Genomic DNA, 23765 nt, shown 5'->3' on the forward strand with positions numbered 1-23765 from the left:
AACGGTTTTGCCTACTTTTCCCTAGAGAAAAGTAGGTCGCCGTAAAGGCGAAAAGGTGACTAAGTGTCGACATATTCTACGAATGCGCATAAAAAAACCAAAACAATCACCCGCGAACACCAACGATACCCCGCCCTCCCTTATGCGCCAAAACACTATAAATACAAGGCAAAACAAACAACGTAAACAACGTCCCAACCGACATCCCGGTAGCAATCACCATCCCGATATCAAACCGGCTGACCGCCCCGGCCCCAGAGGCCAAAATCAAGGGCACCATGCCAAACACCATGGCCGCCGTGGTCATCAGCACCGGCCGCAAGCGAATCGCGGCAGCTTCCTCAATCGCCTCCCGTACCCCAAGCCCCCGCTCATCCCGTAGCTGATTGGCAAACTCGACAATGAGAATCCCATGCTTGGTGATCAGCCCGATCAGGGTCACCAAACCCACCTGGGTATAGATGTTCATGCTCGAAACCCCCAGGAACAACGGCAACAACGCCCCGCAGATCGACAACGGCACCGTCACCAGAATCACCAGCGGATCCCGAAAACTCTCGAACTGCGCCGCCAGCACCAGAAAGATGATCGCCAGCGCCAGGCCGAAGGTCACCCACAACGCGCTGCCTTCCTGGACGAACTGCCGCGCCGTCCCGGCATAGTCCAGCGAGAACCTCTCGGGCGCCTCCTCGCGGGCGATGGCGCGCACGGTCTCCAGTGCCTCGCCCATGCTCACCAGCGGCACGCCCTGGATGATCGCCGAGTTCAACTGCTGGAACTGGTTGAGCTGGCGCGGCCGGGCGCGGTCGCTGAGGGTGATCAGGGTCGCGAGCGGCAGCAATTGCCCCTGCTCGTTCTTCACGTAGTAGTTGTTCAGCCAGTCAGGGTTGGCCCGGTACGGGCGCTCGACCTGGGCGATGACCTTGTAGCTGCGGCCCTCCAGGGTGAAGCGGTTGATCTCGGCCTCGCCCAGCAAGGTCGCCAGGGTGCTGCCCAGGGTGTCCATCGACACACCCATCTGCGCCGCCTTGGCACGGTCGATGTCGATCACCACCTCGGGCTTGTCGAAGGCCAGGTCGATGTCGAGGAAGGCGAACTTGCCCGACGCCTGGGCGCGCTCCTTGACCTTCTGGGCCACCTCCAGCAGGGCTGGGTAGTCACCGGCGGTGTTGATCACCAGCTGGAACGGCAGACCCTCGCCAGTGCCGGGCAGCGACGGCAGGTTGAAGCCGAAGATCTGCAGCCCGCCGATCTGCTCAAGCTCGGCCTGCACCAGCGGCAACAGCTGCATCTGCGTGCGCTCGCGCTCGTTCCAGGGCTTGAGCAGGAAGCCACCGATCCCGCTCTGCACACCGTTGAAACCGTTGATCTGGAACGATGAGTAGTACTCGGGGAAGCGCTTGAAGATCGGCGTGAACTGGTCAGTGTAGGCGTTGAGGTAGTCCAGGTTGGCGGTCTGCGGCGAGCTGCTCATCATGAAGATCACCCCCTGGTCCTCCTCCGGCGCCAGTTCGTTGCGGGTGAACATCAGTAATACCGGGATCAGGCACAGGATCAGCACGGCGAACACCAACACCACCGGGCGGCTGTTCAGGGTGCCGTGCAGCAGGCGCTGGTAGCGCACCTTGAGCGCGTCGAAGATCAGGTCCAGGCGGTGCGCCAGGCCGCTGGGGTTCTGCTCGTGACGCAGCAGCAGGGCGCACATCATCGGCGACAGGGTGAGGGCGACGATGCCGGAAATGACCACCGCCCCGGCCAGGGTCAGGGCGAACTCCTTGAACAAGGCACCGGTCAGCCCGGTGAGAAAGCCGATGGGTGCGTACACCGCGGCCAGGGTGATGGTCATAGACACCACCGGCAGGGCGATTTCGCGGGCACCTTCCAGGGCCGCGTCGAAGGGCGTCTTGCCCTCCTCGATATGACGGTGAATGTTTTCCACCACCACGATCGCGTCGTCCACCACCAGGCCGATGGCCAGCACCATGGCCAGCAGCGTCAGCAGGTTCAGGGAGTAGCCCATCATCTGCATGAAGAACAGCACGCCGATCATCGACAGCGGGATGGTCACCACCGGGATCACCACCGAGCGCAGGGCGCCGAGGAACAGGAACACCACGACGATGACGATCAGCACCGCTTCGCCGAGGGTCTTGATCACCTCGTCGATGGAGGCCTGGATGAACAGGGTGGCGTCGTAGGCGATGGATACCTTGAGGCTCGAAGGCAGCTCCTCTTCCAGTTGCGGCATGATCCGCCGCACCTCCTTGATCACCTCCAGCGGGTTGGCCGCCGGCGTGGCCTTGATGCCGATGTACACCGATGGCGTGCCGTCGAACGAACTGACCGTGTCGTAGTTTTCCGCGCCCATTTCCACCCGTGCCACGTCGCCCAGCAGAACCCGGCTGTCGCCGCTGGTCTTGACCGGCAGGGCGGCGAAGGCCTCGGCCGATTTCAGCTCGGTGGTGGCGTTGATGCTGGTGACCACGTACTCGCCCTTCACCTCGCCGGCGGCGGAGAGGAAGTTGTAGCGGCGTACGGCGTTGGTCACGTCCACTGCCGACAGGCCGAAGCCGGCCAGCTTCACCGGGTCGATCCAGATGCGCATGGCGAACACCTGGTTGCCGAGGATCTCGGCCTCGGCCATGCCTGGCAGGGTGGCCAGCTTGGGCTGGATGACCCTGGACAGGTAGTCGGTGATCTGCGGGTTGCTCATCTCGTTGCTGTAGAAGCTGATGTACATCAGCGCCGAGGCATCGGCGGCTTCCTTGCTCAGCACCGGGTCCTCGGAGTCCTGGGGCAGCTTGTTGCGCACCTCGTTGGCCTTGGCCAGCAACTGGGTGAACAGGCGGTCGGTGTCGGCGCCGATCCGCGCATAGACCGAAATGATCGAGAAGTTCTGTCGGCTCACCGAGGTCATGTAGTCGATGCCGTCGGCGCTGGCCAGGCTCTGCTGCAAGGGCTGGGTGATGTAGCCCTGGATGGTCTCGGCATTGGCCCCGGGGTAGGCGGTGGTCACGGTGATCAGGGCGTTTTCCATCTGCGGGTACTGGCGGATCTGCAGCTTGCTCCAGGCCTGCAGGCCGAGCAGCAGGATCAGCAGGCTGACCACGCAAGCCAACACCGGGCGGCGGATGAACGGGTCGGTGAACGCCATGGCCGCCTCCCGTTCACTTCGCGCCGGGCGCGGCGGGCTTGAGGGCGCTGTCGGCGCTGATGCGGATCGCCGCGCCGGGCGTCAGCTTGAGCTGGCCGGCGGTGACCACCTGATCGCCGGCCTGCAGCCCCTTGAGCACCACGACCCAGCCCTCGCGACGCTCGCCGGTCTGTATGGTGAGCTGCTCGGCGATCAATTGCGGCTGGCCGTTGGCGTCGCGCTGGGGCTGGCCGTCCTCGCCCTTTTTCTCGCTGACCCGGTACACCGAGTTGCCGTAGAGGGTGTAGGTGATGGCGTTCTCCGGCACCACCACCAGCGGCTGCGGGTCGGGCAACAGTACTTGCAGGCTGGCGAACATGCCCGGCAGCAGCTTGCCCTCGGGGTTGGCCAGGGTGGCGCGGACCAGCAGGTTGCGGGTGCTTTCCTCGACCTTGGGGTTGATCGCGCTGAGGCTGGCGGGGAAGGTCTGGTCGGGGTAGGCGGCCACCTGTGCCAGCACCCGCTGGCCGAGGCTAAGGTGCGGCAGCGCCTGCTCGGGCACATTGAAGTCGACATAGAGGCTGGACAGGTCCTGCAGGGTGGCGATCACCGTGCCGCTGGCCAGGTAGGCGCCGACATCCACCTGGCGGATGCCGATGGTGCCGCTGAACGGGGCGCTGATGCTCTTTTTCGCCAGCGAGGCCTTGAGCTGTTCGACCACCGCCTGGTTGCGCCGGTACTGGGTGGTCAGGCGGTCGAACTCGCCGCGGGAGATGGCCGAATCACCGACCAGCTGGCTGCCTCGGCCAAAGTCGACCTTGGCCAGCCCCAGGTCGGCCTGGGCGGTGCCGAGCAGGGCGGTTTCCTGGTCGCTGTCCAGTTGCAGCAACAACTGGCCAGCCTTCACCTGTTGCCCGGACTCGAAGTGCAGCGACTTCACCGTGCCGGCGACTTCCAGGCTCAGCTCCACGCCCTGATAGGCCTTGAGGCTGCCGACCGCCGGCAGGCGCTCCTGCCACTGGCGCAGCTCGGCCTGGGCCGCGGCCACGCTCACCGGCGGCCGGGGCTGCGAGAACATCTGCACCTGCTGGTAGATGGAAAAGGCCTTGATGCCCCCCAGGATCAACACGATCAGCAGGACGACGGCCAACATGATCAGCATGCGGCGGCGCAACATGGTCCGGTTCCCTGGATGTGGGTTATCGATTTGTCGGGCACGACCACGGGCGATCCGGCCCACGTGCGGTGGGGGAAAGTATTGTCGGTTTTTGCGAAAAGAGGAGGGATAAACTTGTGCCGGCCAAATCGCGGGGCAAGTCGCATCGGCGCACCGCGATAGTCTCTACAGCCAATCAGACCAGGTGCAGGTGGTTATCCCAGAAGCCTGAAGGCAGGTTCATCGGCTGGCCGATCAGCTCTGCCTTGCGGCAATCGTAGAACCGGCAACGCCCCTGCCCGGAAGTGACGACGAAGCCATCCTTCACCGCCCCGACCCCGGCGCAATCTGGCATCGGCGCGTCGAGCTTCACCGCGCCGCTGTCCAGGTCCCAGATGAACAGGCGATTGGCCCGTGGCGCGGTCAGTGCCACCAGGCGCAGGTCGCTGTGAATCGCGACGCTGGCAGTGTACTGGGCCATCGACTGCAGCTGGCGCTCCGGCACCGGGAAGGCCTTGAACGGCTCGCCCGGACGCTTGATCGCCAGCAGCTCGGCGGTCTCCTCGGCGCCACCCATGAACTGCTGGCAGGCGGCGATGGTGCCATCGTCGCCCACCGCCAGGTGGCGCACGCTGTTCATCTGCTGGGCCAGGGTCTCCTTGCTCAGCAGGGTGCCGTCGCGCTGCATCAGCACCAGGCTCGGCTGCATGGCGTCGAGGTTCATCTCTACCCGGCTCTCGGCCTCGGTGCGGATACCGCCGTTGGCCACCACCAGGGTCTCGCCATCGGGCAGCCAGGCCACTTCGTGGGGGCCGATGCCGTGGGTGGAGAGCTCGCCGCTGTGCACCAGGCGCTCGCCTTCGAAACGGTAGACGCCCAGTACGCCGCGACCGGGGTCGGTGGTGTCGTTCTCGGTGGTGTACAGCCACTCGCCATCCTTGTGGATCACCGCATGGCCGTAGAAGTGCCGCTGCGGTTGCGAGGCGAGGGTCTGCAGCAGCCGGCCGTCGCGCAGGTCGACCAGGTAGCTCTCGGTACCGGGCCGGCGCGCGACGAACAAGGCGATCGGCAGCGTCGGGTGGTTGATGATCGCATGGCAACGCTGGGCCACCTGGGTGCTGAACACCTGGGTGCCGTCCAGGCGAAAGCCCACGGCGTAGTGCTGGCCGTCGCCGTCGTCGCGCGCCGACAGCAGCAAGGGTTCGCTGCCTTTGCCGCGGAACAGGCTCCAGCCGCCCAGGGTCAGGGCACTGAGCAACACGCTACCGAGTTTCAGGGCCTGGCGTCGCAGCATGATCAGTCACCGTCGTTGGCATTGAAGCCCAGCTGGATGTTCAACGCCTTGGCCAGCTCGCCCTCGTGCAGGCGGTGGACGACGTTGAGCGCGTCGTAGATCTGGTTGAGGGTCTGCTTGCCGGCGTCGTCGGCAAGCAGCTCGCCCAGGGTCTTCTGGTTGTCGGCCAGCAGTTTGATCGCCGCAGCGTAGGCGTCGTCGATCTTTTGCGCCAGTGCCGTCTGGTCCTTGCCCAGCAGGCCGCGCAGGCCCTGGTTGTCGACCCCGACCCAGACCGTCTGGGCGGCTTTGAGCGAGGCTTCCAGGCTCTTGATCGAAGAGTGGCTGCGCCAGGCTTCGGCCTGCAGCGGCTGCGCGATGCCCTTGCTCTGCCGGCCCATCGGTGCGCCGAGCTTCTTCTTCAGGGTATCCAGGGCGGTGACCTGGGCACGCAGCAGGTCGGCGATCGCCTCGTGGGAATCGGCGTAGCGCTGGTTGGGGAACTTGGTCATCTGCGACAGCATGCCGTCGGTGCTGTTCCAGCCCTTGAGGATTTCCTCGGCGAGGGCCTTCTGGTGTTCGCCGATGGCCACCAGCAGTGGGCAGTAGCGAGCTTTCTGCTCGGCGCTGGCGATGTCCGGCTTGCTGTCGAACAGGATGTATTCGTAGGCCGACAGGCCACGCACCACGACGCTGGCCTTGCCCAGCGACTCGGTGGTGACAGGCTGCTCGCCGCTGACCAGTTGCTCGACCTGGCGACCGACCAGGTTCTTCTTGTCCGGCCAGAACTGCACCTGCCAGGGGCGGTTGCCCTCGGCCAGCGGGCCGACCAGCAATGGCTGCAGCTCGGCCCAGGCCTTCTGCGCGTTGAGGAAGTCGGCGCGGGCGGTCTCCAGGGACTGTTTGCCTTCGCAGTAGGCCAGGGCGCTGGCGGCCAGCTGCCGGTCGGCCTCGACCCAGCGGCTGTAGGTCGGCAGGATCACCTGTTTGGCGATGGCCGCGGAGGTCACCGCCTGCGGGTCTTGCGGCGAACAGGCGCCGAGGGCGAGTGCGGCGAGGCTGGTGAACAACAGTTTGGGTCGGAACATGCCCGGCTCCTTGTGCGGTTTAAAGGGAATTCAGGAACGCCAGCAGCGCGGCGCGCTGCTCGGCATTGAAGGTCAGTACGTGATCGCGCGCTGCTTGGGCCTCGCCACCGTGCCAGAGCACGGCTTCGAGCAGGTTGCGGGCGCGGCCGTCGTGGAGGAACTGGCTGTGGCCGCTGACGGTTTCGCTCAGGCCGATGCCCCACAGTGGCGGGGTGCGCCAGTCCTGGCCGTTGGCGGCGAACTCGGTGCGCTCGTCGCTAAGGCCCGGGCCCATGTCGTGCAGCAGCAGGTCGCTGTAGGGGCGGATCACCTGGCCGGCCAGTTCCGGTTCGGCCGCATCGGCGGCAGTGGTGAATTGTGGCGTGTGGCAGCCCTGGCAGCCGGCCTGGTAGAACAGGTTCTTGCCCGCCAGCACCTGCGGTGCATCGACATTGCGCCGGGCCGGCACGGCGAGGTTACGGGTGTAGAAGGTGACCAGGCGCAGGATGTTGTCGCTGACTTCCTTCTCGCCGCCCTGGCCGTCGCCGTTGGGCGCGGCCAGGCAATCGACCTGCGCCGCGGTGCAGTCGTCCTTTGGCAGCAGGGTGGTGGTCAGGCCCATGTCGCCGGCGAAGGCGTGCACGTTCTGCTGGTTGACGTTGGGCTGCCCGGCCTTCCAGCCGAAGCGGCCGACCACGGTCTTGCCCTGGGCGTCGTCCCAGACCCGGTTGGCGCGGCCGCGGATGCCGTCGCGGTTGAGGTCATCCGGGTCCTCGTTGGCCAGCAGGTCGGCTTCGGGGATGGCTTCGAGCAGGCCCAGGCCGATCATCGGCGGGGCGACCCGGGCCGAGAAGCGGGTGTCCGGGTGCAGCGGGCCGTAGCCGAGCTGGCTGATCTGCAGGGTCGGGCGGCGCAGTTCGACCTGGTGGCCGTCCTTGAAGGTGACGCTGTGGTTGTCGTAGCCCACCCGTACCTTGCCTTCCGGGGCCACGCCGGGGATGGCCATGTCCTGCAGCTGGGTGCCGTAGACCGGTTCGGGGACCACGCCCAAACGCTCGATCTCGCGGGCGTAATAGGGCTGGTCGGGGATCGACAGGCGCACCAGCATCGACACCGCGTTGCTGTCGTCCGGCTCCGGCGGATGGCCGCGACCGTCACGCACATGGCAGTTCTGGCAGGCGTTGGTGTTGAACAACGGGCCGAGGCCATCGCGGGCGGTGGTGGTGGACGGTGCAATCACCCAGGGGTTGCGAAAGAAGCTGTTGCCCACGGCGAAATCCAGGCGCCGCTCGGGTGTGAGGTTGGCCGAGGGCAGCGAATAGGCGTTGCGGTCGCTGCGTTGCACCGTGGCCTTGCCGCCGGAGAGGGCTTCGCCGGGCTCGGCCTGGGTGAAACGCGGAGCGTCGTCACAGGCGGCGAGGGCGAAGGCCAGCAGCAGGGGGCTTAGGCGGAGCAAGGACATCGAGGATCCTGGGCATGGGCGAAAAACCGGCGTGCAAGCTTATCAGGCCAGGGATGTTTGAATAAGAGCAATTTGCAATTGCTGGATGAAATCGATGTCAGTTGGCCTATCGGTAGGAGCGGCCTTGTGCCGCGAAAGGGCCGCGAAGCGGCCCCGGGATTTCGGAGCTGATGCAGAAACTGCCGGGGCTGCGTTGCAGCCCTTTCGCGGCACAAGGCCGCTCCTACAAGGGGGCGGTGGTGTTGCTGGAAAACAAAAAGGCGGCCCGAAGGCCGCCTCTGCTGAACCACGACGCTGATCAGAACTCGTGATCGGCGGTATCCGGGTTCAGGTTGTCGATGCCCAGCTTGCCCGCGGCCTGCTCGATCGCGCCGGTCTGCTTGACCAGCGAGGCGATGGCGTCACGCACGATCTGGTTGCCGGCGGCGTTGTCGGCGGCGATCAGCTGGTCGTAGTGCTCGCCCTTGAGGGCGTGATCGACGATCACCTGGATCTTGGCCTCGGTGGCTTCCAGGTCGGCCTTGAGGGTGGCGTCGGTGGCCGGGTCGGCCTTGGCCACCAGCGACGACAGGCTCGGGCCGCTCAGCTTGGTACCGTCGACACGGGTGTACTCGCCCAGGTAGACGTTGCGGATGCCCTTGGCGTCGTAGAAGTGCGAGTAGTGGGTGTTGTCGCTGAAGCAGTCGTGCTCGTCTTCCGGCGAGTTGGCTTCCAGCGAGACCTTCATGCGCTCACCGGCCAGCTCGCCCAGCGACAGGCTGCCCATGCCGAACAGCATCTTGCGCAGGCCGTCGTTGGCCGGCTCGCCCTCGAGGGTGGCGCGGTAGTTGTCGGCGACGTTCGGCGCCCAGTTGCCGACCATCTCCTCGAGGTCCTTGACCAGCAGGTCGGTAACCGCTTTCAGGTAGGCGCGGCGACGGTCGTTGTGGCCGCCCGTGGCACCCTTGCCTTCCAGGTAGTCGGAAGCCGGACGGTTGCCCGCGCCTGGGCCTGTGCCATTGAGGTCCTGGCCCCAGAGCAGGAACTCGATGGCATGGTAGCCGGTGGCGACGTTGGCCTCCGAGCCGCCCAGCTCGTTGAGGGTGGCGAGCTTCTCGGGGGTGATGTCCTTGACGTCGATCTTGTCTTCGCCGACCTGGATCTCGGTGTTGGCGATGATGTTGGCGTTGGCCGCCGGGTTGCCCAGGGCGTGCTCGTAGCTCTTGTCGACGTAGTCGATCAGGCCTTCGTCCAGGGGCCAGGCGTTCACCTGGCCTTCCCAGTCGTCGATGATGGTGTTGCCGAAGCGGAACACTTCGCTTTGCAGGTACGGCACGCGCGAGGCGACCCAGGCATCACGGGCGGCCTTCAGGGTCTGGTCGTTGGGCTTGGCCAGGAACGCGTCGACGGCGGTCTGCAATTGCTTGGCGGTGCTCAGCGAGTCGCTGTACACGGCATGGACCATGTCGGCGTAGTGCTTGACCACGGCCTTGGCGGCCGCTTCATCGACAGCCCCCGGCGCTGCGGCGGCGGTGCTGGCGGCGGCAGGTGCCTGGGCTTGCGGTGCGGCGGCCTTGTCGTCCTTGCCTTCGCCGCAACCGGCGAGGGCGATGGCGATGGCCAGCAGACTGGCGGAGGCCAGAGGCATTCGAATCATTGTGGTTTCCTGCGTCGTGTGGTTGGACCAAGGGTGGACCGTGCGCCGTGGCACGCGAAACCGCCACATCATGCGAAAGATTTGCATTTGCTGTAAAGGGGCGGGCGCGCATTTCATGCAAACGCCCGTTCGCGGTGCACCGCCAAGGCCGGCGGGGCTTACAGGGCGGAAACCTGGTTGCGTTGCGCCTGTTTGAGGAAACTGGTCAGTTCGCGCGCGGACAACGGCTTGCTGTAGTGGTAGCCCTGACCCTCGTGGCAGCCCTGGGCGATGATGTAGCTCTCCTGCTCGGCGGTCTCGACGCCTTCGGCGATCACCTGCATGCCCAGGCTCTTGCCCAGCTGGATGATGGCGCGAACGATGGTGGCGTCGTCGTCATCGTCGAGCAGGTCCTGGACGAAGCTCTTGTCGATCTTGATCTTGTCCAGCGGCAGCGATTTCAGGTAGCTGAGCGAGGAATAGCCGGTGCCGAAGTCATCGATGGCGATCAAGGCGCCGGAGCGGCGCAGGCTCAGCAGGTGCTGGGCGGCGGTGCTGATGTCTTCCATCAGGCCGGTCTCGGTGACTTCCAGCTCCAGGCTGCGGGGTGGCAGGCGGTAGGCCTGCAGCAGGTTGTTGACCACCCGCGGCAGTTCGTTGTGGTGCAGTTGCACGGTGGACAGGTTGACCGCCATGCGCAGTTCGCTGAAGCCCTGGTCGTGCCATTCGCGCAGTTGCCGGCAGGCCTGGTCGAGCACCCATTCGCCGATGCTGATGATGCTGCCGTTCTGCTCGGCCAGGGGGATGAACTGGTCGGGCGGGACCATGCCCAGCTCCGGGTGCTGCCAGCGCAGCAGCGCCTCGACGCCGACCACGCGGTGGTCGCGGTAGCTGATCTGCGGCTGGTACACCAGGTACAGCTGGTTGCGCGGCAGGGCTTCGCGCAGGTCCTTTTCCAGCTCGCGACGGCGGCGCATCTCGCTGTCGACACTGGCGATGTAGAACTGGTAGCGGTTACGTGAGCGGGCCTTGGCCAGGGTCATGGTCTGCTCGGCTTTCTGCAGCAGCTTCTCGGTGCTGTCGCCGTCCTCGGGGAACAGGGTAATGCCGATGGTGGCGCGCAGGCGGATCTGCTGGTGGTCGAGGTCGAAGGGCGCCTCGAGGTCGTCGAGGATGCTCTGGGCCAGTTCGGCGGCTTCATAGGGCTGCTCGATGTTGGCCTGGACCAGGGCGAACTGGTCGCCCCCCAGCCGGGCCAGGGCGCCAAGGCGGCCGCTGTGGGCGCGCAGGCGGTCGGCCAGGGCCAGCAGCAGCTGGTCGCCGACCTGGTAGCTGAACTGCTCGTTGATGCCCTTGAAGTCGTCCAGGCCCACGCACAGCACGGCGACGCGGCGTTGCAGGCGGCCACCGTCGTCCAGGATCTTGTCCAGTTGCTGTTGCAACTGCTGGCGGTTGGGCAGGCCGGTGAGGAAGTCGTACTGGGCCATGCGCTGCAGGCTGTTCTCGGCCTCGTGGCGCAGGTGGGTGTTGCGTTCGATGGAGGCCAGCAGCTGGTTGGCGGTGTTGACCCAGAGGCCCAGCTCGTTGCGCTCGTGACCCTTGAGCTGCGGGATCTGGTGCTGGCTGGGGCGGTCGGGGTTTATCTGGGTCAGGTGGTCGATGATCTTCGACAGTGGCTTGGTCAGCAGCCAGTGGTACACCAGGTACAGCACCAGGCCCATGGCCAGTGCCCTGAGCACGCCGGAGATGAAGATGATCACGGCGTTGATCAGGAAGTCCTCGCCGTAGGAGGAGGTGTCGAGGGTGATGCTCAGGTCGCCGTAATACTCGCTGTACGGGCCGCGGCCGACCAGCTGCGTGGTGTAGGTGCGCTCCTGGCCGAGGATCAGGTCGGTCAGCCAGCGCATGGACATGTCCTGCAGCGGCCGGGATTTTTCCGCCAGCATGGTTTCGTTCGGGTGGCCGATGGAGGCCATGCGCACCGATTCGTCCTGGAACAGGCCTTCCATCACCTGCATGCCCATTTCCCGGTCGAGGCTGTACACCGCCTGGGTCGATGGGTCGCGGAACATGTCGAGGATGCGCTGGGCATCGTTGTTCACGGACTGGCGGGTCTTGTAGGCGTCATAGACGATCTGCGCACAGCTGAGTACGACGCCGACAGCCAGCGCCGAGAGCAGTACGACCCTCAGCAGCTTGACCGATAAGCTGTTTCGAAATTCCAGCTTCAATGGGGTTTCCTTAATCCATGCGCATGCCATTATTTTGCCATCAACCATGGCGGGAGACTATCGACCCGATACCCCGGCAGGCAACCCGTCCGTCGACGGAATTGCCCTTGGCTCTGTATCGGTCGAGCGGTCATGCGACTTGAGTGCGCTGCGTCAACTTTCCAGATGGTTGATGTTAGCGCGCTATGCGGGCTGAGCAAGAGCGCGGAGATGGGTTGCAAACAATTCTGTCAGGTATGCCGTTACCGAATGCGGCGACATCCCGCCAGGCAATAAAAAACCCGGCACTCAGGCCGGGTCTTTTGAATTCAAGGCGAATGATCAGGCCTTGAAGGTCTTGCCTTCGAACTGCTCGGCAACGAAGGTCCAGTTGACCAGGTTCCAGAACGCCTCGACGTACTTCGGACGCAGGTTGCGGTAGTCGATGTAGTAGGCGTGTTCCCAGACGTCGCAGGTCAGCAGCGGGGTGTCGCCGCTGGTCAGCGGGCAGCCGGCGCCGATGGTGCTGGCCAGGGCCAGGGAGCCGTCGGCCTTCTTCACCAGCCAGCCCCAGCCGGAGCCGAAGGTGCCGACCGAAGTCTTGGTGAACTCTTCCTTGAACTTGTCGAACGAACCGAAGGCGGCGTTGATGGCCTCGGCCAGGGCGCCGGTCGGCTGGCCGCCGCCGTTTGGCGACAGGCAGTTCCAGTAGAAGGTGTGGTTCCAGACTTGGGCTGCGTTGTTGAAGATGCCGCCCGAAGAGCTCTTGACGATCTCTTCCAGGGTCTTGCCTTCGAATTCGGTGCCTGGGACCAGGTTGTTCAGGTTCACGACATAGGTGTTGTGGTGCTTGTCGTGGTGAAACTCCAGGGTTTCCTTGGAGATGTGCGGCTGCAGGGCATCGTGGGCGTACGGCAGCGGCGGCAATTCAAAAGCCATGGTGGATCTCCTGATTCAGGTCTGTTTGCGGTTTGCGCCAGGCCTCACGGGTGGCCTGATGAGCGTCGGCGAGTTTGTACCCTTTGCGACGCAAGGGCAGGATCATAGCACCGGCCCGGGCGCTTAACCACGCAACATCTGTGGGGAATAGAGGTTCCAGAGCGGTTGGCCGGGCCCGACAGGCGGCCCCTTCCAGGCGATGTGCTATCCCTGTAGGAGCGGCCTTGCGCCGCGAAAGGGCCGCAAGGCGGCCCCGGCGATCTTTGCATGCACGCTGAAATCCTGGGGCCGCTACGCAGCCCTTTCCGGCCGGTCCGACGTCTCGGCAAGGCCGCTCCTACACAGGGGCGCGGTTCAGTTGAAAATGAGCTGCGCCGCCACCGCGAACATCATCACCGCCACCATCAGGTCGAGCATGCGCCAGGTCGCCGGGCGTGCCAGCCACGGCGCCAGCCAGGCAGCGCCGATCGCCAGGGTCGAGAACCACACCAGCGAGGCACTGGCGGCGCCGGCCACGTAGGCGCCGGGCACGGTCTGCTGTGCGCCGAGGGAGCCGATCAGCAGCACGGTGTCCAGGTACACATGGGGGTTGAGCAGGGTCACCGCCAGCGCGCTCAGCAGCACCGCGCGGCGCGAGCGCACACCCTGGCCTTGCTGGTGCTGCAGGCTTTGCTTGGAAAACGCGCTGCGCAGGGCCTTGGCGCCGTACCAGATGAGGAACACCGCGCCACCCCAGCGCGCCACGGCCAGCAGCGTGGGGTTGTGCGCCAGCACCGTGGCCAGGCCGAACACGCCGGCGGCGACCAGCAGCGCGTCGCAGACCACGCACAGCGCCGCCACCGGCAGGTGATGCTCGCGGCGCAGGCTCTGCGCCAGGACGAAGGCGTTCTGCGCGCCGATGGCCATGATCAGGCCGAAGGCCACCAGCATGCCGTTGAGATAGCTTTGCCACATAGCGGGAACACTCCACGGGCACCGATGCAAGCATCGGCACGGATCAACAAGAAAGATGTGGCTATTGTCAGGGCTGCAGCTGTATAAGAAAAACAAATAGAGCTGATCAGTCATTAGAGAAATCGATGTTCGACTACAAGCTGCTCGCCGCCCTCGCCGCGGTGATCGAACAAGGCGGTTTCGAACGCGCCGCCCAGGTGCTGGGGTTGTCGCAATCGGCCATCTCGCAACGCATCAAGCTGCTCGAAGCGCGGGTCGGCCAGCCGGTGCTGGTGCGCGCCACGCCACCGAGCCCGACCGAGGTCGGCCGGCAGTTGCTCAACCATGTGCAGCAGGTGCGCCTGCTCGAGCGCGACCTGCAGCGCCAGGTGCCGGCGCTGGACGAGGAAGGCATGCCCGAGCGCCTGCGCATCGCCCTCAACGCCGACAGCCTGGCGACCTGGTGGGCCGGTGCGGTGGGGGCCTTCTGCGCGCAGCAGCAGGTCTTGCTTGACCTGGTGGTCGAGGACCAGGAGGTCGGCCTCAAGCGCATGCGTGCCGGCGAGGTTGCGGCCTGCCTGTGCGGCAGCGAACGTCCCGTGGCTGGGGCGCGCAGCCTGCCGCTGGGGTCGATGCGCTATCGAGCGCTGGCCAGTCCCGCGTTCATGGCGCGCTACTTCCCCCAGGGTTTCGCGGTCGAGCGGTTGGCCCGTGCCCCGGCAATCGTGTTCGGGCCGGACGATTTTCTCCAGCATCGCTACCTGGCGTCGCTAGGCGTGCAGGAAGGTTTCCTGCATCACCTATGCCCCTCGTCCGAAGGTTTCCTGCGCATGACCGAGGCCGGCCTGGGCTGGGGGCTGGTGCCGGAGCGGCAGGTGGCCGAGCAGCTGGCCCGTGGTGAGCTGGTGGAAATCTGCGCCGATACTCCCATCGATGTACCGCTGTACTGGCATCATTGGCGCAACGGCGGGCAGTTGCTCGCCCAGCTGACCGACCACCTGCGCCATTCGGCGCGGCAGTGGCTGGTGCCCTTGTAGGCACATCGGGCGTCAGTTGCATCCGAAATCTGGCAAGGCGGAGTCTTACATGCGAATTCTGGTCACCGGCGCGAGCGGCTTCATTGGCGGGCGCTTTGCGCGTTTCGCCCTGGAGCAGGGCCTGGAGGTGCGGGTCAATGGTCGGCGGGCAGAGGGCGTGGAGCACCTGGTCAAGCGCGGGGCGCAGTTCATCCCGGGCGACCTGGGCGACGCCGAATTGGCCCGGCGCCTGTGCCAGGGTGTGGATGCGGTGGTGCATTGCGCTGGCGCCGTGGGCACCTGGGGCCGCTACCAGGACTTCCACCAGGGCAACGTGGTGTTGACCGAGAACGTGGTCGAGGGCTGCATCAAGGAGCATGTGCGGCGCCTGGTGCACCTGTCGTCGCCGTCGATCTACTTCACCGGCCGGTCACGCCTGGATATCCGCGAGGACCAGGTACCGCGCCGCTTCCATGACCATTACGCGCTGACCAAGCACCTGGCCGAGCAGAAAGTGTTCGGCGCCCAGGAGTTCGGCCTGGAAGTGCTGGCGCTGCGACCGCGTTTCGTCACCGGGGCCGGCGACGCAAGCATCTTCCCGCGGCTGATGCGCATGCAGGCCAAGGGGCGCGTGGCGATCATCGGCAATGGCCTGAACAAGGTCGATTTCACCAGTGTGCACAACCTCAACGAAGCGCTGCTCAGTGCGTTGTTCGCCGAGGAGCAGGCACTTGGCCAGGCCTACAACATCAGCAACGGCCAGCCCTTGCCGCTGTGGGACGTGGTCAACTACGTGATGCGCCGCATGCAGTTGCCGCAGGTCACCCGCTACCGCTCCCCCGGCCTGGCCTATGGCCTGGCGGCGCTCAACGAGGCCGCCTGCCTGCTTTGGCCCGGGCGTCCGCAGCCGACCCTCAGCCGCACGGCGGTGCAGGTGATGAGCAGCGATTTCACCCTCGATATCGGCCGCGCCCGGCAGTACCTGGACTACCGACCCCAGGCCGATGTGTGGTCCGCGCTGGATGAATTCTGTGCCTGGTGGCAGGCGCAGGCGGGACAACGCTGAACCTGTGGGCGGGATGATGGTCATCAGTGCGCCGCCCAGGCGGTTTATACTCATGTCTCTTTGCTACCACCGCGGTTGAATGCACCCATGCGTAACGACGCCCACGACGATTTTGACGATGTGCCCACCTTGCGTGCCGGCACCCCCGACGACGATGAACTGCTGCCCGCCCATGTGGCCCGCAGCCGCCAGAAGGCGGCGCGCCCACGCAGCAATGGCCCGCTGTGGGCCTTGCTCGGTGCCTCGTTCATCGCCCTGGGCGGGCTTGGCTGGTGGAGCTTCCAGCAGATCACCCTGATGGAGCAGCAACTGGTCGCGACCCAGGAAAGCTTTGCCCGCATCAGCGAGGAAGCGGCCGGGCGGTTGCAGGCAATCAGCGGCAAGGTCGATGCCAGCGAGTCCAGCAACAGCACTGGCAGCGAGGCGTTGAAGCTGCAGATTCGCCAGTTGCAGGCCTCGCTGGCCGAGCAGGGCAAGCAGCAACAGGGCGTCGCCGGCCAGGCCGGCGACCTGGGCAAGCGCCTGGAGCAGGTGCTGGCCGACACCCGCGAACAGCAGAAGGTGGTGACCGAGTTGCAGGGACAGTTGCAGGCGCAGCTCAAGGCGGTCAACGCTGAGCTTGCGACGCTCAAATCGGGCCAGGTGGATGGCGGCAAGCTGGATGGTCAGCTCAAGAGCCTGAGCAATGAAGTGGCGGCGCTGAAGAAACAGGGCAACCCGAGCGCGGCCATCGAGCGCCTGGAGCAGGATGTGCTGGTGCTCAAGAGCCAGGTGGACAACCGCCCGGCCACATCGGCCGGCGGCGCCTCGGTGCAGGAGTTCGATGCCTTCCGCGGGCAGGTGACGCGCAACATCAGTACCCTGCAGAGCCAGATCCAGAACCTGCAGCAGCAGATCAACGCCCGGCCCTGAGTCCTTGGACTATCGCTGGGCAAGCCCGCTGCCACGACGACGAACCTGCCCTACGTTCGCTTCACTCACATCCGTGGATAGTCGATGTAGCCCACGGCCCCCTTGGCGTAGAAGGTTTCCGGACGCGGCGCATTGAGCGGCGCGTCGGCGGCCAGGCGCGCGGGCAGGTCGGGGTTGGCGATGAACGGGATGCCGAAGGCCACCGCATCGGCCTTGCCGCTGGCCAGGGCAGCGTTGGCGCTGGCCTTGTCGAAGCGCTCGTTGACGATATACGGGCCAGCGAACGCCGCCTTGATCAGTGGGCCGATGCTGTCGTCGCCTTCCTTCTCCCGCGAGCAGATGAAGGCGATGCCACGCTTGCCCAGCTCCCGTGCCACGTAGGTGAAGGTCTCGGCACGGTCGGCGTCGCCCATGTCGTGGGCATCGGCCCGTGGCGCCAGGTGCACGCCCACGCGGCCCGGGCCCCATACCTCGATGGCGGCGTCGGTAACTTCCAGCAGCAACCGCGCGCGGTTCTCCAGCGAGCCGCCATAGCGGTCGGTGCGCTGGTTGGTGCTGCTCTGCAGGAACTGGTCGAGCAGGTAGCCATTGGCGCCGTGGATCTCCACGCCGTCGAAGCCGGCGGCCTTGGCGTTCTCGGCGCCGCTGCGATAGGCCTCGACGATGTCGGCGATCTCTTCGGTTTCCAGGGCTCGTGGGGTCGGATAGTCGCTCAATGGGCGCACCAGGCTGACATGGCCCTTGGGCTGGATCGCGCTGGGGGCCACCGGCAGCTCGCCGTTCAGGTACGACGGGTGGGAGATGCGCCCGACATGCCACAGTTGCAAGAAGATCCGCCCACCGGCGCCGTGGATGGCCTTGGTCACGTTGTGCCAGCCACGCACCTGCTGGTCGTTCCAGATTCCCGGGGTATCCGGATAGCCGACGCCCATCGGCGTGACCGAGGTCGCTTCGCTGAGAATCAGGCCGGCGCTGGCGCGCTGTACGTAGTACTCGGCCATCAGCGCGTTGGGCACGCGGCCTTCGTCGGCGCGGCAGCGGGTCAACGGGGCCATGATGATGCGGTTGGGCAGTTCCAGGTCGCCCAGCGTGATCGGGTCGAACAGCGTAGTCATATGCGAAGCCTCGCGTGGATCAGGTCAGAGCTCTTGGCTCATTTGCTCGAGGAACGCCTTGATGGTCGCCTCGTTGCGTTTGAAGAAATGCCACTGGCCGATCTTCTGGCTGCTGATCAGGCCGGCGCGCTGCAGGGTGGACAGGTGGGCGGAGACGGTCGACTGCGACAGGCCGCAGCGTTGGTCGATCTGCCCGGCACACACACCGTGCTCGGTGCTGTGGTGCTGGTCGGGAAACTGCGCGGCCGGATCTTTCAGCCAGTTGAGGATGTCTCGCCGGACCGGGTGGGCCAGGGCTTTTATGATTTCGTCGAGATCGAGGGGCATGGTTGGCTCGTGGTGTGTAGCGGTATATCGTGATGGAGCGAAATATAAATCGCTGCATCGCGATATACAAATATGAAAGGGTTCTGAGGCAAGCGTCATTGGCTATATCGGTTCATGACGATATGGGGGTGGGCGGTGCTAGACTGGCGCCATGAACTACCTCGCGCACCTTCACCTGGGCGGCCCGGCGCCGCAACAACTGCTCGGCAGCCTGTATGGCGACTTCGTCAAGGGCACGCTGGAGGGACGTTTTCCGCCGGCGCTGGAGGCTTCGATCCGGCTGCACCGGCACATCGACAGCTACACCGACAGCCACCCGCTGGTGCTGGCGGCGCTGGCGCGTTTCCCGCGCGAGCGGCGGCGCTTCGCCGGGATCGTGCTGGATGTGTTCTTCGATCATTGCCTGGCCAGGCACTGGGGGGAGTACGCGGAGCAGCCGCTGGTACAGTTCACCGGTAACTTCTACAAGGTGCTGCTGGCTGAACCGCAGCTGCCGGGCCGGCTGGCACGGATCGCGCCGTTCATGGCGGCGGATGACTGGCTGGGGGCCTATGGCGACTTCGCCACCCTGGAGCAGGTGTTTGGCGGCATTGCCCGGCGCTTGTCACGGCCCGAGGGGATGGACGGGGTGATGGGGGAGCTGGAGCGTCTGTATGAGCCTTTGTTGGCGGATTTTCGTGAGTTCTATCCGCAACTGCAGGCGTTTGCGGTAGCGCGAAGAGTGGCAGGCAGTTGATGCTCTCCTGCCTGTGCTGGCCTCTTCGCGGGTAAACCGCTCCCACAGGTACAGTGCACTAGTTGAAGCTGGCGTTGCCCTTGTGGGAGCGGGTTTACCCGCGAAGAGGCCGGCACAGCTGACGTCAACTGTTCAGGCCGCCTTGGCCAGGCGGCGCGGCTCGACTTCCACGATGCCGAACAATGCCTGGCGCACCGCCTGCTGCGCCTGGAACGCCAGCGCCGCGCGTTCCTGGCCTTCGCTGCCAATCGGAGGCAACAGGTGGATCACCACCTCGCCCCGGTCGTGGCCAAAGATCCGCATCAGATGGGACACCAGGTCGTCCTCGCCAATGAACGGCGCGATCGAATCGGCTTGACCCGCGCGCAGATACTGGATCGCCACCGGCTGCAGCGGCGTGCCCTGATCGATGGCCCCGGCGAGTAGACGTCCATGGAAGGTACGCAGGGTGCGACCGTCGGTGGTGGTGCCTTCCGGGAAGATCAGCAGGGGGCGTTGCTCGCCCAGCTGTTCGCTGATCTGCTGGCGCAGGCGTTGGGCATCGCCACCGCCACGGCGGATGAACAACGTACCGGCTTTTTCGGCCAGCCAGCCGGCCACCGGCCAGTGGCGGACCTCGGCCTTGGACAGGAACGACAGCGGTGTGAGCATGCCGAGCAGCGGGATATCGGTCCACGATACATGATTGCAGACCCAGAGCATTGGCCGTTGTGGCAGTTCACCCCTGACCTTTACGTCGAAGGGCAGGGCGGCAACCAGGCGGCCCATGAACAGGCGTGTCCAGCGCTGGCGGTGTTCGATCGAGGCCTTCAGGCCCAGGCGTTCGCCCAGGGCGATGATGCTGGCCATTGCCAGCCCCAGGGTCAGCACCAGGAACAGCCGCAATAGGCGGGCAGCGGCCCGCAGGCGCAGCATCAGACCGCCGCCTTGAAGTGACGGGCGTAGCGCGGGCAGAGGTCGTCGCGCTTGAGCAGGATGAACACGTCGGCGACCTGGAAGTCCTCGTCCCAGCAAGGCTCGCCGCAGATCTTCGCGCCCAGGCGCATATAGGCCTTGAGCAGCGGCGGCATCTCGGCGATGACGTTGTTCGGCAACGGCAGGCTGGGCAACGGGTTCTTCGGTTCGGCGCGCAGGTGTTCGGTGCACAGGTAGCGTTCGCGCAGGCGCTGCATGATCGCGTGGGCTTGTACGCCGCCGTCCTGCATGGGGATGCTGGCGCAGCCCATCAGGTAGCTGTAGCGGCCTTCGTTGAGCACTTCGGCCAGCTCGCTCCAGAGCACGGCGATGGTGCCGCCGTTGCGGTAGGCCGGGTCGACGCAGGTGCGGCCCAGTTCGAGGATCGGGCCCTGCAGCTGCAACAGCCCGTGCAGGCTGAATTCTTCTTCGCTGTAGAAGCGGCCCAGGCTGCTGGCGGCCTGGTGGTCGAGCAGGCGGGTGGTGGCGACCAGTTGGCCGGTGGCCAGGTCGCGCACGCCGATGTGGCGGCAGTGGATGTCGTAGTCGTCCATGTCCAGGCCGTGTTCGGCGCCCTTGAGCTTGGCCTTGAATTCGGCGCTGAACACCTTGAAACGCAGGGCCTGTGCTTCCTGCAGGGCCGCGGCGCCGACCAGGCGTTCGGCTTGCAGACGGCGTTCAGTGCTGTTGTCGCCAGAGCGAGCGATCCGAGTCATTGCGAGTCTCCATAAGCCAGCCAAAGGGTTGCGGCCGGTCGGCTTTGTTGTGCAAAGTCAGCCTAGGTACGCCCGGTGTCACCCCTGTGAATCTTTGGTGATGCTTGCGTGACACCCCTACAAGGAGCTTGCGATGGCCTGGTTGCAACGACTCAACGACCCCTTGCGCCACCCACTGGCGGCGACCTTGGGCGAAACCTATGCGGCGGTGCTTGAACGCCTGGGCGCCGTCGCGCCGTTCGAGCTGGCGGTGCTGGGCGGGCGGGCCATGGCCACGCCGGGCCTGGCCTTCCTGCTCGGTTACCAGGCGGCGCTGCGCGTGCTCTGGCCCAGCGCCCCCGCCAGCCTGGGGGCGTTGTGCGCCACCGAGCGGCGCAGCGTGCGCCCGGCGGACATGCACACCCGCCTCGATGGTTTGCGCCTGACCGGCAGCAAGGACTTCGTCACCGCCGGGCTGGACGCTGAATGGCTGTTGGTGGCGGCGCGCCATGAAGGGCCGGGCGAGGCGCCGCGGTTGCAACTGGCGGTGGTCTATCCGGGGGAGCCGGGTGTCAGCCTCGAGGCCTTGCCGACCCTGCCGTTGATGCCCGAAGTCGGCCATGGCCGGCTGCAGCTCAAGGAGGCCGCGTGCGAGTTGCTTGCCGGCGATGGCTGGGACGCCTACGTCAAACCGTTCCGTTCCCTTGAAGACCTTTATGTGCTCGCCGCGCTGGTGGCCTGGCTGCATGGCGTCGCCCAGGAATGCGCCTGGCCGCAGGACCTGCGGCTGCGGTTGATCGCGCTGCTGGCCGGTTGTGCCGAGGGCAGCCGGCAATGCCCGGACAGCGTGGCCTGCCACTTGCTGCTGGGTGGCCTGTTTGCCCAGTTCCAGGGCTTGCGGAGCGAGATCGACCAGGCGTTGGCCGCAGGGCCCGAGCACTGGGCGCAATTGTGGCTGCGCGACCAGGGCCTGCTGGCGCTGGCTGGCGCGGCCCGTGACAAGCGCCTGGCCAAGGCCTGGAGTGCCGCCGGATTGTCATGAAAGCCTGAGAAATTGGGGGCACCTTTGAACCTGGGCCGCCGTGCGCCCGATCGCGGGACCTGTGGGAGCGGGCTTGCCCCGCGATGGGCGCACAGCAGCCCTCTGCAGGTTGCTCCCCATGAAGGCACTATTGCTTGCCCTGGCCATGACCGCAGGCCCGGCCTTGGCCGAAGACTGGCCCACAGCGCAGTGGCCAGTCGATAACGCTGTCATCGACTGGCAAGCCGTCGACTCCTACGCCTTCGCGCCACGCGCTGCCGAACGCGGCGGCATTCGTACCGACGCACTGTTGATCATTCGCGATGGTCGTATTCTCCACGAGCGCTACGTTGAGCCAACCCGTGCCGACACACCGCACCTGACCTGGTCAGTCAGCAAGAGCGTGCTGGCCACGGTCATGGGCGTGGCCTACGGTGAGGGGCGCTTCAAACTCGACGAACCGGCCGTGCGCTACTACCCGGCCCTGCAGCAGCATCCCGGGCTGCGCCTGGCCGACCTGTTGCACTGGGCCAGTGGCCTGGCCTGGCAAGAGGACTACGAATTTGCACCCTTGAAGTCGTCGGTGGTGGCCATGCTCTATACCCGTGGCCGCACCGACATGGCGGCCTACACGGCGGCAATGCCCGCCGCCAGTGCGCCCGGCACGCATTTCGCCTATTCCAGCGGCGACAGCAACCTGCTCGCCGCCAGCCTGCGCGGCATGCTCGACCCCGCGGGCTATGCCGACTACCCCTGGCAGGCCCTGTTCACCCCGCTGGGGATCGACAGCGCGGTCTGGGAGCGGGATGGCGCGGGTACCTATGTCGGTTCTTCCTATCTCTATCTCGATGCCCGCGACCTGGCGCGCATCGGCCTGCTGATGCAGCGCGACGGACGCTGGCGCGAGGGCCAGTTGCTACCAGCTGATTGGGTGGCGTTCAACCGCACCCTGTTCAGCGCCGCCCAGCCGGTGCCGGGCGAAGCCAACCCCGGCGGTCATTGGTGGCTCAACCAGCCGCTGCCCGGGCAGTCGGCGCCGTGGCCGGATGCGCCAGCGGACACCTTCGCCGCGCTCGGCCATTGGGGCCAGGCGCTCTATGTGCTGCCCTCGCGCAAGCTGGTGATCGTGCGCTACGCCGATGACCGCGACGCCAGCTTCAGCCACAACGAACTGCTCAAGCGGGTGCTGGCCGCCGTGGCCGGGGAGGGCGCATGAAGCGGGTCGTGCTCGTGCTGTTGCTGGCCGGGTTGGCCTGGGCCTGGCATGAGCGCCGGGCGCTGGCGGACTTCCCGGGCATTCTCTCGGCCTATTCGGCGAAGGAGTATTGTTCGTGCCGCTTCGTCATGGGCTTCGCGCAAACCTACTGCCGAGGCTATGTACAGCAGTACCTGCCCTTGAGCCTGCTGGAGGAGGACGGCGCCCGGCGCCTGGTCACCGCCGAAGGCCTGGGGCGGCGTAACCAGGCCGCCTGGCAGGGAGTGCGCGAGGGCTGCCGCTTGCTGCCGTGAGACCGTGCGGGTAAGGTTGACGGCCTTGATTTACAGGATTTCACATGTTCAAGCCGTCCCGCCTGCTGCCCGCCCTCCTGCTCGCCCTGTGCCTGCCCGCTCACGCCAACTGGCACCTGGACGGCGAGTCCTCGCGCCTGTCCTTCGTCACCGGCAAGAACGGCAATATCTCCGAGGTCAACCGATTCCTGGTGCTGCACGGCAAGGTCGACCGCAAGGGCGCGGCCGAAGTGAGCATCGAGATGGACTCGATCAGCAGCGGTATCCCGCTGCGCGACGAGCGCATGCGCGACAACCTGTTCGCCTTCGAGCAGTTCCCCGAGGCCACGGTACAGGCGCAGATCGACCTGCGTCCGATCAACGACCTGGCCAATGGCGCGCAGCTGGAGCTGCGCCTGCCGGTCAGCGTCACCCTGCATGGCCAGACCCGCAGCTACAACACCCTGCTGCTGGCCACGCGCCTGGACGAGCGACGATTCCAGGTGGTGACCCTCGAGCCGCTGATCCTGCGCGCCTCTGACTTCGGCTTGCTGCCGGGTCTGGAAAACCTGCGCAAGCTGGCCGGGCTCAAGTCGATCAATCCCTCGGTGCCGGTGAGCGCGGTGCTGATCTTCACTGCCCGCTGA

At 65.8% G+C, this 23765-nt stretch carries 21 protein-coding genes; 8 read left to right on the forward strand and 13 right to left on the reverse strand.

Annotated features, from left to right (window positions below):
- Positions 1-106: 106 nt before the first annotated feature.
- The 9 genes from POF53_RS20215 to POF53_RS20255 all read right to left on the reverse strand — a co-directional run bounded on the left by POF53_RS20215 (position 107) and on the right by POF53_RS20255 (position 13809).
- Entirely contained in the window at positions 107-3154 is a 3048-nt protein-coding gene (locus tag POF53_RS20215; RefSeq protein ID WP_498969153.1) for a multidrug efflux RND transporter permease subunit, read from the reverse strand.
- Positions 3155-3167: 13 nt separating this feature from the next.
- A complete protein-coding gene (locus tag POF53_RS20220; protein ID WP_232854655.1) occupies positions 3168-4310 on the reverse strand; it encodes an efflux RND transporter periplasmic adaptor subunit in 1143 nt (380 codons plus the stop codon).
- Positions 4311-4485: 175 nt separating this feature from the next.
- Positions 4486-5583: a DUF1513 domain-containing protein gene (locus POF53_RS20225; protein WP_232854654.1), complete on the reverse strand. Its 1098-nt coding sequence runs from the start codon at positions 5581-5583 to the stop codon at positions 4486-4488.
- Between the two features lie 2 nt (positions 5584-5585).
- On the reverse strand, positions 5586-6650 hold the full coding sequence (locus POF53_RS20230) for an imelysin family protein (RefSeq protein ID WP_203647884.1): 1065 nt from the start codon (positions 6648-6650) through the stop codon (positions 5586-5588).
- A gap of 19 nt (positions 6651-6669) precedes the next feature.
- Positions 6670-8091: a di-heme oxidoreductase family protein gene (locus POF53_RS20235; RefSeq protein WP_498969155.1), complete on the reverse strand. Its 1422-nt coding sequence runs from the start codon at positions 8089-8091 to the stop codon at positions 6670-6672.
- A 298-nt stretch (positions 8092-8389) separates the two neighbouring features.
- The gene (locus tag POF53_RS20240; RefSeq protein WP_203647882.1) at positions 8390-9727 is read right to left on the reverse strand and encodes an imelysin family protein; all 1338 of its coding nucleotides are present in this window, start codon (positions 9725-9727) and stop codon (positions 8390-8392) included.
- A gap of 158 nt (positions 9728-9885) precedes the next feature.
- Complete coding sequence (locus tag POF53_RS20245) at positions 9886-11937, reverse strand: putative bifunctional diguanylate cyclase/phosphodiesterase (protein WP_050703880.1); 2052 nt, start codon at positions 11935-11937, stop codon at positions 9886-9888.
- Between the two features lie 321 nt (positions 11938-12258).
- On the reverse strand, positions 12259-12855 hold the full coding sequence (locus tag POF53_RS20250; protein WP_203647881.1) for a superoxide dismutase: 597 nt from the start codon (positions 12853-12855) through the stop codon (positions 12259-12261).
- Between the two features lie 354 nt (positions 12856-13209).
- A complete protein-coding gene (locus POF53_RS20255) occupies positions 13210-13809 on the reverse strand; it encodes a LysE/ArgO family amino acid transporter (protein ID WP_186713154.1) in 600 nt (199 codons plus the stop codon).
- A gap of 125 nt (positions 13810-13934) precedes the next feature.
- On the opposite strand from POF53_RS20255, the gene POF53_RS20260 reads away from it, so the two are divergent.
- From POF53_RS20260 to POF53_RS20270, 3 genes are all read left to right on the forward strand, one after another.
- Positions 13935-14825, forward strand: a complete 891-nt coding sequence (locus POF53_RS20260; protein WP_186713153.1) for a LysR family transcriptional regulator ArgP — start codon at positions 13935-13937, stop codon at positions 14823-14825.
- Between the two features lie 49 nt (positions 14826-14874).
- Positions 14875-15870, forward strand: coding sequence for an NAD-dependent epimerase/dehydratase family protein (locus POF53_RS20265; protein ID WP_203647880.1), 996 nt, complete (start codon positions 14875-14877; stop codon positions 15868-15870).
- An 87-nt stretch (positions 15871-15957) separates the two neighbouring features.
- Positions 15958-16782 (forward strand): ATPase, encoded by an 825-nt coding sequence (locus POF53_RS20270; RefSeq protein WP_234562680.1) that lies wholly within the window; start codon positions 15958-15960, stop codon positions 16780-16782.
- A gap of 65 nt (positions 16783-16847) precedes the next feature.
- Here the strand turns inward: POF53_RS20270 and POF53_RS20275 are convergent, their stop codons facing one another.
- Positions 16848-17897 (reverse strand): alkene reductase, encoded by a 1050-nt coding sequence (locus POF53_RS20275; protein ID WP_203647878.1) that lies wholly within the window; start codon positions 17895-17897, stop codon positions 16848-16850.
- A 24-nt stretch (positions 17898-17921) separates the two neighbouring features.
- The gene (locus POF53_RS20280) at positions 17922-18224 is read right to left on the reverse strand and encodes an ArsR/SmtB family transcription factor (protein WP_203647877.1); all 303 of its coding nucleotides are present in this window, start codon (positions 18222-18224) and stop codon (positions 17922-17924) included.
- Between the two features lie 151 nt (positions 18225-18375).
- On the opposite strand from POF53_RS20280, the gene POF53_RS20285 reads away from it, so the two are divergent.
- Positions 18376-18960, forward strand: a complete 585-nt coding sequence (locus tag POF53_RS20285) for an acyl carrier protein phosphodiesterase (protein ID WP_203647876.1) — start codon at positions 18376-18378, stop codon at positions 18958-18960.
- Between the two features lie 132 nt (positions 18961-19092).
- Here POF53_RS20285 and POF53_RS20290 read toward each other — a convergent pair whose 3' ends face one another.
- Positions 19093-19875 carry a lysophospholipid acyltransferase family protein gene (locus tag POF53_RS20290; RefSeq protein ID WP_254464482.1) on the reverse strand — a complete coding sequence of 261 codons (783 nt, stop codon included), beginning with the start codon at positions 19873-19875 and terminating at the stop codon, positions 19093-19095.
- Positions 19875-20630 carry an L-ornithine N(alpha)-acyltransferase gene (gene olsB / locus POF53_RS20295; protein WP_028689712.1) on the reverse strand — a complete coding sequence of 252 codons (756 nt, stop codon included), beginning with the start codon at positions 20628-20630 and terminating at the stop codon, positions 19875-19877. Before olsB ends, POF53_RS20290 begins: the two co-directional genes overlap by 1 nt.
- 133 nt (positions 20631-20763) lie before the next feature.
- Between olsB and POF53_RS20300 the strand changes: the two genes are divergently transcribed.
- The 4 genes from POF53_RS20300 (at position 20764) to POF53_RS20315 (ending at position 23765) form a co-directional block, all read left to right on the forward strand.
- Positions 20764-21651 carry an acyl-CoA dehydrogenase middle domain-containing protein gene (locus POF53_RS20300; RefSeq protein ID WP_203647874.1) on the forward strand — a complete coding sequence of 296 codons (888 nt, stop codon included), beginning with the start codon at positions 20764-20766 and terminating at the stop codon, positions 21649-21651.
- 118 nt (positions 21652-21769) lie between these two features.
- Positions 21770-22846 (forward strand): serine hydrolase domain-containing protein, encoded by a 1077-nt coding sequence (locus POF53_RS20305; RefSeq protein WP_498969161.1) that lies wholly within the window; start codon positions 21770-21772, stop codon positions 22844-22846.
- Entirely contained in the window at positions 22843-23139 is a 297-nt protein-coding gene (locus POF53_RS20310) for a hypothetical protein (protein ID WP_498969164.1), read from the forward strand. The genes POF53_RS20305 and POF53_RS20310 overlap by 4 nt, the downstream gene beginning before the upstream one ends.
- A 44-nt stretch (positions 23140-23183) precedes the next feature.
- Entirely contained in the window at positions 23184-23765 is a 582-nt protein-coding gene (locus POF53_RS20315; RefSeq protein ID WP_254464480.1) for a YceI family protein, read from the forward strand.

The sequence above is a fragment of the Mitsuaria sp. RG genome (genome assembly GCF_028369275.1).
GTDB classification, from domain to species: Bacteria; Pseudomonadota; Gammaproteobacteria; order Pseudomonadales; family Pseudomonadaceae; genus Aquipseudomonas; species Aquipseudomonas peradeniyensis.

Excerpts from the sequence above, each read along its gene's own strand:
- POF53_RS20215 (WP_498969153.1), bottom strand. The coding sequence starts at position 3,154 with ATGGCGTTCACCGACCCGTTCATCCGCCGCCCGGTGTTGGCTTGCGTG.
- POF53_RS20220 (WP_232854655.1), bottom strand. The coding sequence starts at position 4,310 with ATGTTGCGCCGCCGCATGCTGATCATGTTGGCCGTCGTCCTGCTGATC.
- POF53_RS20225 (WP_232854654.1), bottom strand. The coding sequence starts at position 5,583 with ATGCTGCGACGCCAGGCCCTGAAACTCGGTAGCGTGTTGCTCAGTGCC.
- POF53_RS20230 (WP_203647884.1), bottom strand. The coding sequence starts at position 6,650 with ATGTTCCGACCCAAACTGTTGTTCACCAGCCTCGCCGCACTCGCCCTC.
- POF53_RS20235 (WP_498969155.1), bottom strand. The coding sequence starts at position 8,091 with ATGTCCTTGCTCCGCCTAAGCCCCCTGCTGCTGGCCTTCGCCCTCGCC.
- POF53_RS20240 (WP_203647882.1), bottom strand. The coding sequence starts at position 9,727 with ATGATTCGAATGCCTCTGGCCTCCGCCAGTCTGCTGGCCATCGCCATC.
- POF53_RS20250 (WP_203647881.1), bottom strand. The coding sequence starts at position 12,855 with ATGGCTTTTGAATTGCCGCCGCTGCCGTACGCCCACGATGCCCTGCAG.
- POF53_RS20255 (WP_186713154.1), bottom strand. The coding sequence starts at position 13,809 with ATGTGGCAAAGCTATCTCAACGGCATGCTGGTGGCCTTCGGCCTGATC.
- POF53_RS20260 (WP_186713153.1), top strand. The coding sequence starts at position 13,935 with ATGTTCGACTACAAGCTGCTCGCCGCCCTCGCCGCGGTGATCGAACAA.
- POF53_RS20265 (WP_203647880.1), top strand. The coding sequence starts at position 14,875 with ATGCGAATTCTGGTCACCGGCGCGAGCGGCTTCATTGGCGGGCGCTTT.
- POF53_RS20270 (WP_234562680.1), top strand. The coding sequence starts at position 15,958 with ATGCGTAACGACGCCCACGACGATTTTGACGATGTGCCCACCTTGCGT.
- POF53_RS20275 (WP_203647878.1), bottom strand. The coding sequence starts at position 17,897 with ATGACTACGCTGTTCGACCCGATCACGCTGGGCGACCTGGAACTGCCC.
- POF53_RS20280 (WP_203647877.1), bottom strand. The coding sequence starts at position 18,224 with ATGCCCCTCGATCTCGACGAAATCATAAAAGCCCTGGCCCACCCGGTC.
- POF53_RS20285 (WP_203647876.1), top strand. The coding sequence starts at position 18,376 with ATGAACTACCTCGCGCACCTTCACCTGGGCGGCCCGGCGCCGCAACAA.
- POF53_RS20290 (WP_254464482.1), bottom strand. The coding sequence starts at position 19,875 with ATGCTGCGCCTGCGGGCCGCTGCCCGCCTATTGCGGCTGTTCCTGGTG.
- olsB (WP_028689712.1), bottom strand. The coding sequence starts at position 20,630 with ATGACTCGGATCGCTCGCTCTGGCGACAACAGCACTGAACGCCGTCTG.
- POF53_RS20300 (WP_203647874.1), top strand. The coding sequence starts at position 20,764 with ATGGCCTGGTTGCAACGACTCAACGACCCCTTGCGCCACCCACTGGCG.
- POF53_RS20305 (WP_498969161.1), top strand. The coding sequence starts at position 21,770 with ATGAAGGCACTATTGCTTGCCCTGGCCATGACCGCAGGCCCGGCCTTG.
- POF53_RS20310 (WP_498969164.1), top strand. The coding sequence starts at position 22,843 with ATGAAGCGGGTCGTGCTCGTGCTGTTGCTGGCCGGGTTGGCCTGGGCC.
- POF53_RS20315 (WP_254464480.1), top strand. The coding sequence starts at position 23,184 with ATGTTCAAGCCGTCCCGCCTGCTGCCCGCCCTCCTGCTCGCCCTGTGC.